Source organism: Pseudomonas sp. Rh2, from assembly GCF_040762985.1.
GTDB classification, from domain to species: domain Bacteria; phylum Pseudomonadota; class Gammaproteobacteria; order Pseudomonadales; family Pseudomonadaceae; genus Aquipseudomonas; species Aquipseudomonas taiwanensis.
The window spans coordinates 3442090-3460301 of sequence record NZ_CP142890.1; the positions used below are offsets into that span (position 1 = coordinate 3442090).

Consider the following 18212-nt stretch of genomic DNA (forward strand, 5'->3'; position numbering starts at 1 on the left):
TGTTCGGCTGCTCCTCGTGACCAGGGACTCTAATGAGTACCCAGAGGGTCCGAAACGCGATTAGCGGGGGGAGGCATTCAGTTTTTCTAAAGGCTACGGATGGCAATGCCGGGAGACTGAGTCAAAGCAACTGCGCTCCGGGCCATCGGTCCTGCTCCACCAACTCCCGAGAAACCTCCTGCAGCACGATCCGTGTCGCCAAGGCGGCCGGCGAGAGCTCGTCATCGGTCAGGCTGACGATCAGGTTCCGGCGCTGCGCCTGTGCTTCGTCAATGGCGAACACCCGCAAGCCTGCGTGATGCGCCCGTGCGACGGTCGCCCCGGGCTGGATGGTGGCGGCATGCCCTGCACAGACGCAATCCATCAACAGCGACAGGCCATCGACTTCCATGACGATCGAGGGTTCCAGCCCGGCCCGTTCGAAGATCGAGCGCAGCGTGGTGCGCAGGCCGTGCTGTGTGCTGGGCATCACCAAAGGCAGCGAGGCGATCTGTTGCAGGGTCAGGGCCTCGCCCCAGTTGGCATCGACCAGCGCGGCGGGAACCAGGACGAACAACCGCTCGTTGAGTAGCGGCCGGACCTCCAGCCTAGGCCCCGGCTCTGCCTGGAACAGCACAGCAAGGTCAAGGTGCCTGGCGTTGAGTTGGTTCATCAGGTAGCCCGACAGCATCTCCACCAGGTGCAGACGGATATCGGGATAGCGTTCGCGCATCCTGTCGATCAACGCCAGACCAAGAATGGATGCAGTAGTCGGTGCCAATCCGACACTGGCATAACCGCTCATACGGCCGCTTTGCGCGGCTAGGACAGCATGATCCGCCTGCCGTAGCGCCAGCCGTGCATGGTATTCGAAGGCCAGGCCCGCTGCCGTCGGCGAGACACCGGTACTAGACCGCGTCAACAACCGAGTACTCACTTCGCTTTCCAGCTTCGACAGTTGCTGGCTCAAGGCAGAAGCGCCAACCCCAAGCTCAAGCGCAGCACGGCCAAGGCTGCCGCACTCCAATACACTGAGGAAATAGCGAAGTTGACGTAATTCCATGTGGGTCTCTTTCAGCGATATGGGTCTGGCCCCATGGTAAAGGCAAAAGTGCAATGGCCAAGGTGCGAAAGCCTCAGCGCAACCCGGTGGCCTCAAACGACTCTACACGTCACTGCACGAAAACCCGCACCCGGGCGCTCAAAAGGCGATTGGGGGAATAGACCATAGAGATCGGATTGGACTCAAGCGACCAGCACGCCAGCAACCGAACCCGTGCGTCAGACTCGAAATGCGGTTCGACCATGCCCGCTTCGCGGGTCAAGCCGCTCCCAAAGTGGCCTGGACGCACACTGGCGTATCAGAGCAACAGCCTGTGGTTCTGCAGTGCCTTCCTGACCGCCAACGCTGCTTCAAACAGGGACCGTTCCTCATAAGGCGCGAATCCCAGCAAAAAACCTGCAGACACCGGCGCTTGGAAAAATGGCGAAAGTGGCAGTACATCAACGTTGGCTTCTTCGATTCGACGACCCGCTTCAGACTCGCTACCGACCAGCAATGAGCAAGCGATGTCCAGGCCAGCACGAATCTCCGGCACCTCGATCAAACCCTGCCAGTGTGCTTGAGCTGCGCAGTTGAGCGCCTCAGCACGCAGCGAATAGCGTTTGCGCATGCGTCTGACATGCCGTTCGAAATGCCCTTGATCGAAAAATGCCGCCAGCACCGCCTGACTCAGGCTATTAGGGTGTCGTGAGGTCAACGCTACCGCGCGGGTAAAGACATCGACCAGATGTGTAGGGAGCGCCAGATACGCCAGGCGAGCGGACGGGAACAGCAGTTTGCTGAATGTGCCGGCGAGGATTACCGACTCATCGGCACCCGCCATGGCGCGCAAGGCTGGAATGGGCTTGGCAATGAATCGATACTCGCTGTCGTAGTCATCTTCAATGATATAGGCCCCAGAAGCGCTCGCCCAACGCAGCAATGCAAGCCTCCTGGCGGGAGACAGTTCATGGCCGGTGGGCATTTGCCGCGAGGGCGTCACATAAGCGAGCTTAGCCTTGGGGGCGGCCTGAATACCATCCTCGACCCGCATACCCTGTTGATCCACCGGGACGCCCACGACCTCACAACCTGCCACCGCCATAAGCTGACGTACCCCCGGGTAACCCGGGTCCTCCATCCAGACGCTCTCCCCTGGCGGAACCAATAAGCGCAAACATAGATCGATCCCCTGTTGCACGCTACTGAGCACCACGATCTGGTCAGCCGAAATATGCACGCCTCGAGCGCAGCCCAGATAGTCGGCGATGGCGTGACGCAAACTCGGCAACCCGGCGGCATCATAATCGAGCAGCGCTTCCAGTTTGGAACTGCGCATCTGCTGGATATGCAGCTTGCGCCAAAGGTCTATCGGGAATGACCGAACGTCACTACGCATCGGGAAGAAAGGACGAAGTCCAGGCGCGACCTTGCGCCTGGCGAATGCCGGCGTGGCAGTCTGCAGCCGCTCGACCCATTCCGTGCTTGGGGGAACCCGCCGCACCGGGATTTGCGCTCCACCGCCTCGCTGGCGGGGAAACACCCGTTGTTTGGCATCAGGCAGCTCCAAGCACACACGGGTGCCACTGCCTGTTCGGCTGACCGCATAGCCCTCAGACAAAAGCTGCTGATACGCTGCCTGTACCGTTCCGCGTGCGACGCCGAGTCGTGCAGCCAGCGTCCGACTTCCCGGGAGCTTGCTTCCTGCAGCCAGACGCCCGGCAAGCATTGCCTCGCGCAACTCCAGATACAGCCACTCCTGAAGATTGACGCCCGCAGTTGACCTTCCCGAGGGTAGCGCTATCGCACCGAACAGGGTCGCATCGGATGGCATGGGCACCTCAAAAGTGGATCAGTGAATTAGAGTCCAAGTGGATCAATACTATAGTCCGCTTCATGACCACAATTGAACCCTACCCAAGCTTCTCGCGCTGTGTGCGAACCGGGCCAGGGAATCCCGCAAATGACGCCCCGCATGTCGCGCGCTCACCACCGTCCCGAAGAAAGGAAACAACCCATGAGTCGCCTCAATTGGTTTCAAGCTTCGCCTGGCGCAGCCAAGTCCCTTGGAGGTCTGCATCATTTCGTGACCACGGCTACGAATCTGCCGGCCCCCCTCATCCATCTGGTGTTTCTCAGAGTGTCCCAGATCAATGGATGCGCCCACTGCATTGATCTGCATTCACGGGATCTGATCAAACAAGGTATGTCGGTGGACAAGCTGGTGTTAGTACCGGTATGGCATGAAGCGCAGGACTTGTTCACGGATCTGGAACGCTCGGCTCTGGCCTGGGCAGAGGAAGTCACACGGGTTAGCGAGACCCATGTGTCGGACGAAGCATACGCAGCGGCCTCGGCGATGTTTGCAGAGAAGGACCTCGTTGACCTGACGGCGGCCATTGCCGCCATGAATGCTTTCAACCGTATGGGAGTCAGCTTCCGGTTACGGCCTGCTGCCGAGGCTTGATCCCGAGGTTCATGAAGAAGGCAAAAAAAGGCCCGCGCTAGAACGGGCCGAAGACCTGATTGGGAACGTCGAACGAACGTTACATCTGTTCTGATGAGCGCCCCCGGCAAAGGTTTTTCAGCGATATGGATCACACCGACGAACGGCAACCTCCGCCACGTGCCAGCCTCAGCGCCAATGGGTCATCGGCGCGCCTGTGACGGGGTCCTGCACGGGGCCTGGTACGACAGCGATGCGCGCAATTGCCTGAGCGTAGGTGTGGGCATCAGGCCGCTGGATGTCGTAGTCCTCCTGCCCGCGGGGATAGGCCCCGACCACCAGGAAGTCTTCGCTGCACTCGACGCAGCGATGGCCCGTCCCGGCCGGCAACACCAGCACATCGCCAACCCTCACGCTCAGCGTCTGACCCGCTTCGCCACCGAGGGTCACCTGGGCGCGGCCCGCGGCGACGCCCAATACCTCATGGGCATTGGGATGAAAGTGGTGATAGTCGAATATCCCGGCGCGCCAGAGCGGCGTCCAGCCATGGCCGGCGAACAATGCCTCGAACGCACTGGCATTGTCATTATCAGGGTCGAGCTGCAAGCGATAGCACAACACGGGGAAACGGTTGTTGGGCGTTACCCCGTCGTCTTCGAAGTGCAGGGTCTGCAGCGCGCCACTGCTGGTGTCGATGTCATTCATCTGTGCCCCGTCCCGATCAGGTTGTCGATGTGCCTGGGAACCCCTCGCCCGAGATGAGGTTCCGGTTAGCCGACCGACGTGAACGCCGTTGAAACTTTACCGGCGCGTGCCAAGTCCAGACCCCTATCGAGGACAGACCGGGAGAAGACAATGAGCGGCACGGTAGGCCACTTTCTGGTGGAGCGCTTGTATCAGTGGGGGGTACGGCGCATCTTCGGCTACCCCGGCGATGGCATCAATGGCATGTTCGGTGCACTGTGCTGATCGAATTCAAGACCGACCCCAACGTGCCGCCGCTACCGCCGCATATCAAGCTGGAACAGGCGAAGCAGTTCGCCAGCACCCTGCTCAAGGGCGCCCCGAACCAGGCTGGGGTCATCGTGCAGACCGCCAAGCAGGTACTCAGCTCGGTACTGCCCGGCAAGAAATAACCCACCGTGAGGACCTGCCATGAGTGCCATTTCCCTAAAGGGAGCGAAAACGCACCGCCCGCAGCCAGATCCTCGGGGCGTGGTGTGGGGCGTGGCCATTGGTCGGCGTTGCTGTGGCGGTGGCCAATGCGGTCTACCACGCCACTGGCAAACGCGTCAGGGAGTTTCCGATCACCCTCGACAACTCCTGTAACCCACTACCTGCGCCCGCCCAGTTCGATCCAGGCGGGCGCGTGGTCGCTGGCCTTGACCTGGTTGCGTACCCAGGCATCGACCCCCGCCCGTTTCAGGTAAGGTGCAAGTTCGGGGTTGAGCAACAAATGGTCGAGGCGTAACCCGGCATTGCGCGCCCAGTGATTGCGAAAGTAATCCCAGAAGGTGTAAACGCGTTCATCGGGATGCAGGTGGCGAATGGCATCGACCCAGCCCACCTCCAGCAGTTGCTGATAGCAGGCGCGGGACTCGGGCTGCAGCAGTGCATCCTTCTGCCATGAGCGCGGGTCGTAGATGTCCAGGTCGGTAGGCACCACGTTGAAGTCGCCCGCCAGCACCGTTGGATGGCCGTTGCCGTGCAGACCCTTGGCGTGCTCGATCAGGCACTCGAACCAGCGCAGCTTGTAGTCGAACTTGGGCCCCGGCTGCGGGTTGCCGTTTGGCAGGTACAGGCAGGCGACCAGCACCCCGTGAACGGCTGCCTCGAGGTAACGGCTCTGCGGGTCATCCTCCATACCCGGCAAGCCCCGGCGCACTTCCAGCGGCTCGCTGTCACGCGCCAGGATGGCTACGCCATTCCACGACGGCTGCCCCTGATAGAGGCAGCCATAGCCTGCCATTTCCAGGTCATGGCGCGGGAATTGCTGATCGGTTGCCTTGAGCTCCTGCAGGCAGGCAATGTCCGGCTGCTCGCGCTCCAGCCAGTTCAGCAGGGCCGGCAGGCGGCTGCGAATGCCGTTGATGTTGAAGGTTGCGATCTTCAGCGTTTTCATGCGTCAGGGGCGCTCCCTGGGGCCTGCACGAAGTTTCCAGCGCATGCACACGGGCCGGGACGGCCCGCGTCTTGAGCGCCAGGTCTGTAGCGACATGATGGCAGGCTTTGCTGGACAGCGCACCGCCGAGGGGGCGCCGAATAGACTCCAGTTGCCCCAGGACAGGATGGCCAGGTTGGTCGATGCTCATCTGCCGTGAGGTGGGCGCACGCCGACCGCGTACATCACGCATGACAGGTGCGGGTCTATGCCCTACCTGGGAGAACGTGCAGGTGCTCGCGCAGAAAATCGATGAACGCCATCGCCCGCGCCGAATGACGCCGCTCACGACTGAACACCGCACTGACTGGCAGCGCGGTGGCCTTGTAACGGTCGAGCACACTTTGCACGCGGCCTCGTTCAACGTCTGCAGCGAAAAGCCATTGTGGAGAGAGGGAGATGCCCAAGCCGCAGAGGACCATTTCACGAATGGCCTCGCTGCTGTTGCTGGTGACGTTACCGGTGATGGCGATCTCGAACTCGTGCGCCCCGCGCGTGAAGCGCCAGCGGTCGTAATGCTCCAGCAAGGTGAAACCGATGCAATTGTGACCTGCCAGTTCACTCGGCTCCAGGGGCACACCGCAGCGTTCTAGATAAATAGGCGAGGCGTATACCCGTCGCGTGGTTGTGCCTAATGATACCGCCACCAGGCCCTCGGTCTTCACCACTCCAATTCGGATCGCCAGGTCTATGTTTTCGGTGAGCAGGTCTTCGTTGTGATCGCTCAGCCGCAGGTCAATTCGCACATCGGGATAGCGCTGCAGAAACGTCCCGATCAGAGGCGCGATGCATAATCGCCCGTAACTGACCGGTGCGGCGACGCGCAGGGGGCCTGCGACCTGCTCCTGGCCACTGGCAAAGCTGCGTGTGGCGCTTTCGACTTGCCCGAGAATTTCCTGGCAGTGGCTGTAGAAACGTTGCCCCTGGTCGGTTAGCGCGAGGTGTCGGGTGCTGCGGGCGAACACTGGCCCACCCAGGTACTGCTCCAGAGCGCGGATCTGCTTGCTGACGGCGGGCTGGCCCATGTTCAGTTCCCGAGCCACTGCCGAAAAAGACCCACGCTCCACGACCCTCACGAAGACGCGCATGCTGTCGAACAGGTCCATGCCACCAGCCCTCTCTTGGGAATGAGTCATATGCAAATTTAGCTTCTTATCGGAATGGCTCGAAGGGAGCAACTTGTATGCATCCACTCAAACAGAGGTTTCCGTCATGAGTCAGACCATGCTTGCCGCTATCGCCGAGTCCGCCCACGCTCCACTGGTCGTACGGCGCATTGCTCGTCCAGTTCCCGGTAAGGGGCAGATCCTCGTCAAGGTGCACGCCGCCGGGGTCAACCCGCTCGATACCAAGATCGCCAACGGTGCTGGGGCACACGCCCGCCAGCCGCTGCCGGCGGTGCTCGGCCTGGATTTGGCCGGCACGGTCGTCGAGTTCGGCGAGGCGGTAGAAGGCTTCACGCTCGGCCAGGAGGTCTTCGGCATGGCCGGTGGGATCGGCGGGACCCAGGGCACCATGGCCGAATACATCGCCGTGGATGCCCGGCTGATCGCACCCAAACCGCACGCTCTGGACATGTGCGAGGCGGCCGCCTTGCCTTTGGTGTTCATCACCGCCTGGGAAGGTTTGGTGGATCGCGCCAATGTCCGCGCAGGCCAGCAGGTGCTGATTCACGGCGGCGCCGGTGGAGTCGGCCAAATGGCCATCCAGCTGGCCAAGGCGCGTGGGGCCAAAGTCTACGCCACCGGATCGGCCGCCAGCCTCGACTTCATACGCGCCCTGGGAGCCACGGCGATCGACTACCAGGCCCAGCACGTAGCGTCCTATGTGGCGCAACATACGGCCGGGGAAGGTTTCGACATCGTCTATGACACCGTGGGCGGTAGCACGCTGGATGCATCGTTCGAGGCCGTGAAGCCCTATACCGGGCACGTGCTGAGCTGCCTCGGTTGGGGCCAGCACAGTCTTGCGCCGCTATCGTTCAGAAGCGCCACCTATTCGGGCGTGTTCACCCTGACTCCGTTGCTTACGGGCAAGGGCCGCGAACACCACGGAGCAATCCTGCACGAGGCGGCTGAGCTGGCAGATGCCGGGCAACTGAGGATCCGGGTGGATCGGCAACGGTTCGCACTGGACGAGGTCAACGACGCCTTCCGCCAGGTTGCTGAAGGCCGAGCCAAGGGCAAGACGATAGTCCAGTTGCCGAGCGAATAGAGCCGAGACGATTGGAAGCCAAAGTACCCGACCAGCATTTGCCGAGCGGGACCGAAGGCAGTCTGTGGGCAAGGGCAGCTAACGGCCCAAGCCGTAAACAATTTCGGGGATGCGGCGAGCCTTGAGGGCTCGCCGTCGTCCCGTTGATTGCAGCCGTCGGTTACAGCGTTGAGATGGTACCGCCGTCGATACGGTGCTCGGACCCTGAGATCGAGGCGGCACGGGGGGACGCGAGGAAGACGATCAAATCGGCAACCTCTTGAGGTTCGGCCGGCCTGCCCAGTGGGATTCCGCCAATCGACTCCATGACAATTCGTTTGCCTCCTTCGTAGTCCGTTCCTGCCTGGGCAGCCAACCGCTCTGCCAGCCTTACGGACGCCTCGGTCTCAATCCACCCAGGCGCGACGCTCAGTACACGAACCCCCTTTGGCGTCACTTCCCTTGCAAGGGATTTGCTGTAGGTGGTGAGCGCTGCCTTGGCGGCGGCGTAGGCGGTGGTGGATCCAGGCACAGGCATCATGCGCTGAATCGAGCTCACATGGATGATAACGCCTGAGCCCTGGGCAAGCATGGACGGCAATAGCGCGCGATCCAGGCGTACGGCAGGCATCAGATTGAGGTTCAGCTCTGCTAGCCACTGCTCGTCACTGATGGCGGCAAAGCCACCACCTGGAGTGCTTGAACCACCAACCACGTTAATCACGATATCGACCCCGCCCCAGCTCTGCAGCACGGTCTGCGCGACGTGAGCCACGCCTTGTGCCGTCGTCAGATCGGCACCGATATAGGTGACGCCATCCACCGGTCGTGCCGACACGTCGCGCGCCGACGTTGCGACTCTGGCACCAGCCTCCACGAGGGTCTGCACGACTGCAGCGCCAAGGCCCATCGTGCCGCCAGTGACGACTGTGCGCAAACCCTTGAGTTGAAGGTCGAAGCTCATGCCGTTATTTCCAGCGATGCGATCAGGCCGCGTTCAAGACGAAAGCGGTACGACAGAACGATCGGGCTGCCAGGGAACTTGCCAGTGACGTTGGCGCGCACCAGTTGGAGTCCGTCCTGGCGCTCAACGGCAAAGGGCACGCTCGTCGCGCTGTACTTGGCCGAGGCCTCGGCCATGAATGCCTGGATGGCGTTGATACCCGTGTAGGTGTGACCGTCGTCCTTCAAGACGGCTTGCGTATCGAAGCAATGTGCCAAAGCTTCAGGGTCGTGTTCGGCAGCGAAGTACGCAGCAATCGGATCAGGTAGGGTCAAGGTATGCATGTTGTTGGCTCCATGGGGTCAGTGACAGCCTTAGGCTCTGTACGGAAAGCCTTGAAACTCGGTGATGCTGCGCTGAAAACAGCCTCGGAATGCTCATTTACAACCGTAAACTCCGCTTCCTCGGCTGTTTTCGCCTTGCCTGACCTTCGTCTCAATACTTTTTGTACAGCCCCTAGGATGCGTACCGGACAGCATTAATTGAATGCTCTAGAATCCGAATGGACTATGTAGAAGCGAATGCATAATGCGTGGATCCGAATTTGCTGAGCTAAAAGCCTTTGTGGCCATCGTGGAGCGTCAAAGCTTCGCGCGGGCCGCCGATCATCTGGGCTTATCGCCCTCTGCACTCAGCCAGACCATTCGACAGCTCGAACGTCGCATCGGCGCACGCCTGCTCAATCGCACGACCCGAAGCGTCGCGCCATCGACGAGTGGCGAGCTGCTCTACAGGCGTGTCGCCCCCTTGTTTCGAGAGATAGCTGTTGCCGTCGCCGAAGCCAGTGAGGCCACAGGCCAGATAAGCGGCACGCTGCGTATCAATACGCTGGGGATCGCCGCGAGAACCCTCATTGCGCCCCGGCTGGCACGCTTCCATCAGGCACACCCTGACGTGGTGCTCGATATCGTGGTCGACGACGCACTGGCCGATATCGTTCTTGGCCGTTTTGACGCGGGCATCCGTGTAGGTGGCCGGCTTGAGAAAGACATGGTGGCCGTCCGCCTGACGCCAGACCTGAACATGGTCGCCGTGGCGTCTCCGGACTACCTCGCACGTCGAGGCATCCCTCAGTCACCTGCTGAGTTGCAGGATCATGCATGCATCAACTGGCGGCTGCAGATGGACGGTAGGCCGTATCGCTGGGAGTTCCAGGAACGGGGACAGCCGCTGGAAGTGGCGGTCGACGGCCCCGTCGTCACCAATCACCCTGACATCGGCATCGCTGCCGCCCTGCATGGGCTCGGCATCGCCTATCATTTCGAGAAAGAAGACGTGGGCGAGCTGTTGGCCCAGGGACGGCTGATCCAAGTCCTTGCTGACTGGTCGATTTCACGTCCAGGGCTGTTCCTCTATTACCCGAATAGGCAACACCGGCCAGCCGCCCTAGGAGCGTTCATAGACTGCCTATTGGATCGCAAACCGTTCGATCAGGCCCATTCCGAAACCCATCGATGATAAGCGCGAGGCAGGGGTAGCGGGAAACATGACATTGAGCCCCTCGAAACAACAGCGGACGCGACGGTAGCGTTTGAGTGCTTGTCCTGCGACATCCCATCTTCCTTCGAAGAATGCCTGCAGGTCAGTAGCTGATCTGCAGGGCATCGGTATTCATCCGATGCAGCGATGTAGATGAAGCCCTGCTTGCTCAGCTGCGCTCGGCCATTTCCAACATTGGTGACTTTATGGGCAGTGATCAGAATGTGTGTGTCATCGACTGCTGTTTGTACGTTGTGGCCAACCGTGCCTCGGCCACTCGTGGCCATTTAGCGGCGATCAAAACGTTAGACAATCGCAGGTGTCTTCACACAGCCTGGCCTCAATTGGTGCCCTTCATACCGAGTAGCCATGGGACAATGTAGTTGAAAAAGTCGGATTATCAGCCCGTCAGAACTTGGCGCTATGTGACAAGTCTTGAGGCGAAGGTCAGGCGAGGCTGTTCTCAACGCAGCCTCACCGAGCATCAAGGCTTTTCGTACAGAGCCTAAGGCATAAACTGCTTTGATGCGCTGGCAATGCGTTGGTACTTACGCTGCTGCCGCTTAATGCTGCGGATATCCAGAAAAAATATTTCTGCGCTACGCCACAGCAGCATCCACGCGGTGACTGTAACGACTCCCACAGGGATGGTGCCTTCAATCCCCAGAGCTGTGCCTGCCAGCACCAAGGCAAGCGCCAAGCCTAAGAGTGTCAGCGCTACCAGCCGTTGGACGCGAATATCCCCTCTGAGTTGCTCCCTCTTTTCCGCAAAGGTATTGCTGATGGCGTGCTGCAGGCGTTCTCGCTCGTCTTCTGGGCAACGAATGTGTAGGCACAGATCGGGATGGTACCAAGCACTATCTGATAAGTAGTCGGTCAGCTCCGGGCTTAACTTGGGGTTTTCCGGCAAGGCAAATGGATTGAGGTAATCTTGGGTGATCGTGAGATCGATTATTTTAGTCATAACGAAACTCTACCGGGTTGAGCTATGAACGGAGATTTTAGTGCTCGAGGTAAAGCTAGTCGCAAGACAACTGCTCTGCCCGATAGGCCGTTGCGCGCTCAGTTGCAGAAGCGGATTCATCCGGGATCTGTGAGGGACATCAGAAAGTGACCGGCTCAGGCGGGGATAAGGGCCTGGGGCAGCGGGTGGCCGATCTCGATCAGTAATGACTAGGGTCTGTCTGAAAAGTCTTGGGACGAAGGTCAGGCAAGGCGAAAACAGCCTAGGAAGCGGAGTTTACGGGTTGAAAATGAGCATTCCGAGGCTGTTTTCGACGCAGCATCACCGAGTTTCAAGGCTTTTCGTACAAAGCCTAGCTGCTTTTGGCTGATCTCTGCCCTTCATGAATGGCAGCTTCGGGCCGAAAGCAGCCGGTCGTGAGTGACTGCTTTCGACCCATAGCTGCCCTTCGCGGAGGGCAGCAATCGGCCAGAAGCTGCCCATCCGCTCTTCGAATGCTACGCTCTGCGGTATCCGAATGACCCTTTACTACTTCTACAACCGTTGCGTGTTTGTTGGAGATCTACATGGAAACCATCGCACGGGCATTGATCCTTGCCTGCAAACATATTGACGACCGGCATAATGTCGAAAACGATGATGACGTAGCGGCGCTTGAGGCAATTGCTGCTGAACTGAACGACGCATCTAACGCGGAAATAAATTGCTTGATTGAGACGGCGAAAAAGCTTGAAGTGGAAACCTGGCCTGAAGAAATGGGAATTATCTAACACTGCGTATTCGATAGGTCATGAACTACAGCTTTTGGACGAGAGCGGTCCATGTCGGAGGTCTGCTTTAGGTCGAATGCAGCCGGTCGTGGGTGACCGCTTTCGACCCAAAGCGGGCATCGAATCTGGACTCTTTATCCAGTATCGGCCTCATCGCTTGGTAGCCGGCTCCGGACCGAAATGCGCCACCTTCCTGGTCTATGCCCCACCGGTCGGATCTGCGCTTGCAGACCATGGGGCATGAAACGGCCCCCTCTCGATAGGTGTTCGCTTCACGCCCTGATGAGGCTAGCCACTACTGTCGATGTCGACTCAGATCCAGACGTCATTCAGCGCTGTTCGCTCCCCGACTTCATGACCAGTATTCAACACGCCTCGCGGCTCAATCATCATAAGTGCTGTTTCCGTTTCTGCCGCTGTTCTGTGCTCTACACCACGTGGTACGACATACAGTTCGCCCGGCTTCACATGAACGCAGCCCTCGGGGAGATCGATGCGCAAGAGACCTTCGAGCACTAGAAAAGCTTCATCAGTTTCTGGGTGTGAATGCCAGATAAATTCACCTTCGATGCGTACCACCTTAAATTGGTAGTCGTTCATTTCCGCGACGACCCTTGGGCTCCATTGCTGCTCGATCAGAGAAGCTTTTTGAGTCAGGTTTACAGGCGGTGATGCCGATTGCTGATGCATGCTGGACATAGCTGATCCTCTCTAATTTGGAGTGACCAGCCTATCGAGCGGAAAGCGCGCTGTTCTTGTACGATCCTGCAACTTAGCGAACAGTGCGTAAGCGTTCCAGCCAACGCAGAGGCGGCACGCCGTAGGTGCGAGTGAAATGCCGGGTCATGTGGCTCTGATCATGAAAGCCTGAGGCAAGGGCGGCATCGACCAGTGAGAAGCCATCCAGAATCAGTCTGCGGAAAGAATCCAGGCGCCTAAGCGTGACAAAACGGTATGGGCTGGTGCCGTAAAGGGCCCGAAAGTCTCGCGACAAGCTCCATTGCTCACGTCCACTCGCCTGTTCGAGCATCTCCAGCGTGATGTCCACGTGAAGGTGCTCCAGGATGAACTCCCTGGCGCGCCCGGCAGAGCGGTAATCCAGACGTTTGCGACCACGCGGCTTGCCGCCGACTGCACGAAGCGCCATTGCCAAGTCATAAACGGCGTCCTGTTCCTCTAGTGTTTCCAGTGGATGATCGAGTGCCTGCACGAAAGCCTCGCTGGCGTGGTACAAGCGCGGGTCGCAGGATAGTCCGCCAGCAATGAAAGGCAACGGTTCTCCCCCGAGAACGTTCTGTATCAGCGACGGGTCGATGTAGGCCATCCGATAGCGAAAACCCACATCCGTGCCAGCCATGCCGTCATGCACTTCGTCGGGGTGCAGCACAAGTGTGTTGCCTGGCACGCCGTGGCACAGCGCTCCCTTGTAGTGAAAGCTCTGAACGCCGGCAAGAGTACGGCCTATCGAATATGTATCGTGACGATGCAGGTCGTAGCCATGGCCGCCAAACCACGCTTCGATGCGCTCCACACTGCCAGGTGTAGTGCTGCGTATGACCCAATCAGAGGTGGATGACGGGATTGCTTTTCGCTCCATGGGTATGCTCACCGCTAGTGCGCCATCTTGAATGTAAATAGCCCATCCTATTTCAGGATTACGCGAGCACCCAATCCATTTCCGTTCAATGTCCGCAATGGGTCGTTTGCTGGTCTGAAAGCGTATAGCGACAGTGAAGGTATGACCGTCGCTATACGATCCTAAGCAGACATTCTGCGTTCTTGTCGGCAGCCCAATAGTCACATATGATACTACGTCTCATTTGCATCGACTCAAACTCATGGCATCCGTCGACAATGCTCAGCTCACGGCTCTTTACGAACAGCAACACCGCTGGCTGCGTCGCTGGCTGTATCGGCAATTGAGCTGCTCACACCGCGCCGCTGATTTGATGCAGGACACCTTCATGCGCCTGTTGCTCAGCAAAGAGGCGTTGGAAGTCCGACAGCCTCGATCGTTTCTGGCGAAGGTTGCACGCAGTGTCCTGTCAAACCACTACCGCCGCACACGCCTGGAAAAAGCCTATCTGGATGCAATTCAGACGGATGACGAAAACGTGCTGCCGGATCTGGCTACCCAATTGATTATTTTCGAGACGCTGGTTCGACTCGACGAAGCACTCTGTAAGTTGGATGTCGCCGTCAAAAAGGCATTCCTCTGGTCGCAACTGGATGGGCTCAGCCATGGGGAAATTGCCGAGCGGCTGGGTATTTCAATCGCTACCGTCAAACGCCACATCATCAAGGCAGGTGCGCAGTGCATGCTGGTCACGGAAGCGCTGGGATGACGATCACCGAAAACGCCTTTACCCCAGAACCCGCGCCATCACCGAAAATGTGCGAGGCGGCGATGGCGTGGTGGCTCGATATGCAGGAAGCTCACTTTGATTCACCCGCACAGGCCGCCTTCATGGCATGGCGTAGTGAACACCCCTTGCATGAGCTGGCCTGGGAAAGGGCCTTGGCCCTGGCTGCTCAGCTAGACTCAATACGTACCCAGGGCGATCCAAACCTTGCCCGACAGGCCCTGTTGCTTTCTTCTCAGGAAGGGTTGAGCAGACGACGGGCTATCAAGGGCCTGGCCCTGCTGCTTACCACAGGCGCGGGTGCATGGTTGGCCGGAGGCAGCGAAGTGGTTTCGCGCTTGAGCGCCGATTACGTCACGGGCGTTGGAGAGCAGCGACGCGTCGCGCTGAACGCCAATCTGTCGTTTGATCTCAATACCCACAGCGCGATAAATGTTCGTCATACAGATCATCGCTGGCACCTTCGATTACTCAGCGGCGAGATCCTGGTCGACACGGTTTTGAACCAGGCACTCTCCATCGAAGCCCCTCAGATCCGCGCGCAGGCGTCCTCGGCGCGCTTCACGGTACGCCAATTTGAGAATGGCTCGACTCAGTTGGCGGTCTATCGTGGCTCGCTTCAGGTAAAACCGGCAAAAGCGAGCACGTGGACTCCCTTGCAGGCCGGGCAACTGGCTCGTTTCGGGCCGCTCGGGCTGCTCGATCAGGATGCACTGCAAGCAAACGCTCCGGCCTGGGCAGAAGGCATGATCGTCGCCAACGGCCAACCGCTCCAGGCTTTCCTGGATGAACTGGGTCGTTATCGTCATGGGCATCTCGGGTGCGACCCCGCATTGGCCAACCTGCGTGTATGGGGATCCTACCCGCTGGCAGACAGTGATCGAATCATCGATGCCATTGCCCAGACACTGAAACTGGATGTCCAGCGTTTCACTCGCCTATGGGTCAACTTGCGCGCCTTGCCAGCAACCGTTTGAACTATTTTCGTCTTCGATGAGCCGTTTTGATTTCTGGCGAGACTTATAGGCCAAACATCAAAAACATCGGGGAACTTCACATGCATCACCGCAGTATTTCGTCGTGCTACGCAACCCCGCTCGCCAGCACCCTGGGTTGCGCCGCGGCGGTTCTGATTGCCAGTTCATCGCCAGTGTGGGCAGCCGCCGATAGCAGCGTGCAACACTACGAAATCCCCGCGGCGCCACTGGGCACTGCGCTCAGTCACCTGGGCCAGCAAGCCCATTTGTTGTTGTCGTTTCCCAATGAATTGATTGCCGGACAAACCAGCCCTGGCTTGAAGGGTGATTACACGGTCGACGGTGCGTTACAGGCGCTGCTTGAGGGCAGCCAGCTCATAGCGGTGCGCCAGCCGGATGGGCGATACACCCTCCAGCGAGCGCCGGCCTCTAACGTGCTGGAGCTTCAAAGCATTTCAATTTCGGGCAAAGCGCCCGGGTCGACTACAGAAGGTACCGGGCTCTACACCACCTACTCATCCAGCAGTTCGACCCGTCTGAACCTGACCCCCAAAGAGACCCCGCAGTCGCTGACCGTCATGACCCGCCAGCGCCTGGATGACCAGCGCCTTACCAATCTAAGCGATACCCTCGATGCCACACCGGGCATCATCGTGTTGCGCGACGGGCTGGGTGCCGAATCCGATGGTTACTTCTCACGCGGCTTCGAGGTTCAGAACTTTGAAATCGATGGTGTGCCCACCGTCAAGCGCATGGACAATTACACCCAGAGCATGGCCATGTATGACCGGGTGGAGGTGGTGCGCGGTGCTACCGGCCTGATCAGCGGCCTGGGCAGCCCTTCAGCGACGATCAACCTGATCCGCAAGCGTCCGACCTCCGAGGCTCAGGCCAGCGTCACCGCAGAAGCGGGTAACTGGGACCGCTACGGAACTGGCTTTGATGTATCTGGCCCGCTGACCGAAACCGGCAACGTACGCGGTCGTCTGGTCGCCGATTTCAAGACAGAGCAGTCATGGGTAGACCGCTACAAACAGGACTCGCAGCTGATCTACGGCATTACCGAGTTCGACCTGACTGAAGACACCCTGCTGACGATGGGCTTCAGTTACCAACGCACAGACGTTGACTCGCCCATGCGCTCCGGCCTGCCGACCCGCTTCACCGACGGGTCTCGCACCAACCTCAAACGCTCACTCAATTCGGCTCAAACGTGGTCTTACAACGACCATGAGCAAACCAGTTTTTTCACCTCGATCGAACAGCAGTTCGCCAATGGCTGGAGCGGAAAGATCGAGCTGACCCACTCCGAAAACAAGTTTGATGAAGTCTTCAACTACGTCAACGGCAGCCTCAACCCGGACGGAAGCGGCACCACACAGTTGCCCGTGCGCTTCTCCGGCATCCCCCGCCAGAACAACATCGATGCCTACCTGACCGGCCCGTTCAGTCTGTTGGGCCGCGAGCATGAATTGATCGCCGGCGTGACCTTGTCCAACTACTACGAGGACGTGCCAAGCTACGGCGGCTGGAAATACGACTATTCCGGCTCTCCGGCTGGCGCAATCGATAACCTGTTGAACTGGAACGGCGGCTCGGTCAAACCGGAATTCGACGTCACTGGCAAATCCACTGCCGACGAAACTCAATACGCCGCTTATCTCGCCACGCGCCTGCACGCCACCGACGATCTCAGTGTCTTGCTGGGTAGCCGCGTGATCGATTGGCATCGCGACACCGAGGATAAACCCTACAACGCCGAGCAAACCAAGACCAAGGAGTCGGAAACCGGCGTGTACATCCCGTATGCTGGCGTGGTGTATGACGTCAACGATACGTGGTCGCTGTATGCCAGTTATACGAAAATCTTCAACCCACAATCGTCCTGGGTTCGCGACATCGACAACAAACCTCTGGATCCGATGGAGGGCACCGGATATGAAGTCGGCGTCAAGGGAAGCCACTTCGACGGCAAGCTGAACTCCAGCGTCGCGCTGTTCAAGATCGAGCAGGACAACCTGGCAATCTGGATCGATACTCCAGGCGGTAACACGTACAAGTCGGAACAGGGAACCACTACCAAAGGCGCTGAATTCACCCTGGACGGAGAGCTGGCCGAAGGCTGGCAGGCATCTGCCGGTTATGCCTATGCGGTCAGCACCGACGCTGACGACCAGCGTATCGTTACCACCCTGCCTCGCCACAGTCTCAAGACTTTCACCCGCTATCGCCTGCCGGGGATTCTGGACAAGCTCACCCTTGGCGGCGGTGTGAACTGGCAGAGCAAAACCGGTGCCGACCTGCACACCTTCACCCAGGGTAGCTATGCCGTCACCAACCTCCTGGCTCGCTACGACTTCAACCAGCATCTAAGTGCGTCAGTCAATCTGAACAACGTGTTCGACCGTGAATACCTCAGCTATGCCGGCGACCACGGTATGTACGGTGCTCCAAGAAACATCATGACGGGTTTCAAGTACAACTTCTGACGTTCGCGCGCTTCGTGCTGGGCGATGGGTCGATAGCAACGACCGCCTTACAGGCCGAGCATGGCATGCCTGCCAAGTTGGGTAAAAATGCCGGAGAGTGCGCAATGGACGGTGGGAGAGCAGGTTCGCCCACGAAACAGGCCGCGCGGTGAATGGCGAGGGCTTCGCCCGTGTTTGCGGGTGAACCCGTTCCTACAAAGATTACTGCCGACCTCACAGACCTCTGCAGTATGAAAAATTCACGGAGTAGCATACCGAACTGGAAAAGCTACTATCAGTAGGTTACCTTTAGTAGCTAAAGCGCGGTCGCTTCTACATCGAGGACCACGCGTCCTCTGTCGGAGAA

17 protein-coding genes and 2 pseudogenes are annotated in these 18212 nt (G+C 59.1%); 8 read left to right on the forward strand and 11 right to left on the reverse strand.

The window, feature by feature from the left end; all coding sequences use genetic code 11:
* Positions 1–121 precede the first annotated feature (121 nt).
* Together VXM67_RS15465 and VXM67_RS15470 are read right to left on the reverse strand one after the other, a co-directional pair.
* Complete coding sequence (locus VXM67_RS15465; RefSeq protein ID WP_023380904.1) at positions 122–1042, reverse strand: LysR family transcriptional regulator; 921 nt, start codon at positions 1040–1042, stop codon at positions 122–124.
* Positions 1043–1340: 298 nt separating this feature from the next.
* Positions 1341–2855, reverse strand: coding sequence for a PLP-dependent aminotransferase family protein (locus tag VXM67_RS15470; RefSeq protein WP_023380905.1), 1515 nt, complete (start codon positions 2853–2855; stop codon positions 1341–1343).
* A 183-nt stretch (positions 2856–3038) separates the two neighbouring features.
* On the opposite strand from VXM67_RS15470, the gene VXM67_RS15475 reads away from it, so the two are divergent.
* A complete protein-coding gene (locus VXM67_RS15475; protein ID WP_367237137.1) occupies positions 3039–3488 on the forward strand; it encodes a carboxymuconolactone decarboxylase family protein in 450 nt (149 codons plus the stop codon).
* Positions 3489–3656: 168 nt separating this feature from the next.
* On the opposite strand, the gene VXM67_RS15480 is transcribed toward VXM67_RS15475, so the two are convergent.
* Positions 3657–4172: a cupin domain-containing protein gene (locus tag VXM67_RS15480; RefSeq protein WP_023380907.1), complete on the reverse strand. Its 516-nt coding sequence runs from the start codon at positions 4170–4172 to the stop codon at positions 3657–3659.
* 257 nt (positions 4173–4429) lie between these two features.
* Between VXM67_RS15480 and VXM67_RS15485 the strand changes: the two are divergent.
* A pseudogene (locus VXM67_RS15485) lies at positions 4430–4603 on the forward strand (hypothetical protein); the annotation flags it as partial.
* A gap of 197 nt (positions 4604–4800) precedes the next feature.
* Here VXM67_RS15485 and xth read toward each other — a convergent pair.
* Positions 4801–5589 carry an exodeoxyribonuclease III gene (xth, locus tag VXM67_RS15490; RefSeq protein ID WP_023380908.1) on the reverse strand — a complete coding sequence of 263 codons (789 nt, stop codon included), beginning with the start codon at positions 5587–5589 and terminating at the stop codon, positions 4801–4803.
* A 245-nt stretch (positions 5590–5834) separates the two neighbouring features.
* The gene (locus tag VXM67_RS15495; RefSeq protein WP_023380909.1) at positions 5835–6734 is read right to left on the reverse strand and encodes a LysR family transcriptional regulator; all 900 of its coding nucleotides are present in this window, start codon (positions 6732–6734) and stop codon (positions 5835–5837) included.
* Positions 6735–6840: 106 nt separating this feature from the next.
* Here VXM67_RS15495 and VXM67_RS15500 point away from each other — a divergent pair, with 106 nt between their 5' ends.
* A complete protein-coding gene (locus VXM67_RS15500) occupies positions 6841–7842 on the forward strand; it encodes a zinc-dependent alcohol dehydrogenase family protein (protein ID WP_367237138.1) in 1002 nt (333 codons plus the stop codon).
* A gap of 160 nt (positions 7843–8002) precedes the next feature.
* On the opposite strand, the gene VXM67_RS15505 is transcribed toward VXM67_RS15500, so the two are convergent.
* Positions 8003–8785, reverse strand: coding sequence for an SDR family oxidoreductase (locus tag VXM67_RS15505; RefSeq protein WP_367237139.1), 783 nt, complete (start codon positions 8783–8785; stop codon positions 8003–8005).
* Positions 8782–9108, reverse strand: coding sequence for a nuclear transport factor 2 family protein (locus tag VXM67_RS15510; protein ID WP_367237140.1), 327 nt, complete (start codon positions 9106–9108; stop codon positions 8782–8784). Before VXM67_RS15510 ends, VXM67_RS15505 begins: the two co-directional genes overlap by 4 nt.
* Positions 9109–9352: 244 nt before the next feature.
* On the opposite strand from VXM67_RS15510, the gene VXM67_RS15515 reads away from it, so the two are divergent.
* The gene (locus tag VXM67_RS15515) at positions 9353–10282 is read left to right on the forward strand and encodes a LysR family transcriptional regulator (RefSeq protein ID WP_023380913.1); all 930 of its coding nucleotides are present in this window, start codon (positions 9353–9355) and stop codon (positions 10280–10282) included.
* Positions 10283–10374: 92 nt separating this feature from the next.
* Here VXM67_RS15515 and VXM67_RS15520 read toward each other — a convergent pair.
* Together VXM67_RS15520 and VXM67_RS15525 are read right to left on the reverse strand one after the other, a co-directional pair.
* Positions 10375–10602: pseudogene (locus VXM67_RS15520) on the reverse strand (IS5/IS1182 family transposase); the annotation flags it as partial.
* Between the two features lie 206 nt (positions 10603–10808).
* Entirely contained in the window at positions 10809–11267 is a 459-nt protein-coding gene (locus VXM67_RS15525) for a hypothetical protein (protein ID WP_027906712.1), read from the reverse strand.
* A 566-nt stretch (positions 11268–11833) separates the two neighbouring features.
* On the opposite strand from VXM67_RS15525, the gene VXM67_RS15530 reads away from it, so the two are divergent.
* A complete protein-coding gene (locus tag VXM67_RS15530) occupies positions 11834–12037 on the forward strand; it encodes a hypothetical protein (RefSeq protein ID WP_023380915.1) in 204 nt (67 codons plus the stop codon).
* A gap of 312 nt (positions 12038–12349) precedes the next feature.
* Here the strand turns inward: VXM67_RS15530 and VXM67_RS15535 are convergent, their stop codons facing one another.
* Complete coding sequence (locus VXM67_RS15535; RefSeq protein WP_186598205.1) at positions 12350–12736, reverse strand: cupin domain-containing protein; 387 nt, start codon at positions 12734–12736, stop codon at positions 12350–12352.
* Positions 12737–12809: 73 nt separating this feature from the next.
* Complete coding sequence (locus VXM67_RS15540) at positions 12810–13634, reverse strand: AraC family transcriptional regulator (protein WP_027906713.1); 825 nt, start codon at positions 13632–13634, stop codon at positions 12810–12812.
* Between the two features lie 241 nt (positions 13635–13875).
* Here VXM67_RS15540 and VXM67_RS15545 point away from each other — a divergent pair, with 241 nt between their 5' ends.
* The 3 genes from VXM67_RS15545 to VXM67_RS15555 all read left to right on the forward strand — a co-directional run bounded on the left by VXM67_RS15545 (position 13876) and on the right by VXM67_RS15555 (position 17866).
* Positions 13876–14382, forward strand: a complete 507-nt coding sequence (locus VXM67_RS15545) for a sigma-70 family RNA polymerase sigma factor (RefSeq protein ID WP_023380918.1) — start codon at positions 13876–13878, stop codon at positions 14380–14382.
* Entirely contained in the window at positions 14379–15377 is a 999-nt protein-coding gene (locus tag VXM67_RS15550; protein WP_023380919.1) for a FecR domain-containing protein, read from the forward strand. Before VXM67_RS15545 ends, VXM67_RS15550 begins: the two co-directional genes overlap by 4 nt.
* A gap of 80 nt (positions 15378–15457) precedes the next feature.
* Complete coding sequence (locus VXM67_RS15555; RefSeq protein ID WP_023380920.1) at positions 15458–17866, forward strand: TonB-dependent receptor; 2409 nt, start codon at positions 15458–15460, stop codon at positions 17864–17866.
* The last annotated feature ends 346 nt before the right edge of the window (positions 17867–18212 follow it).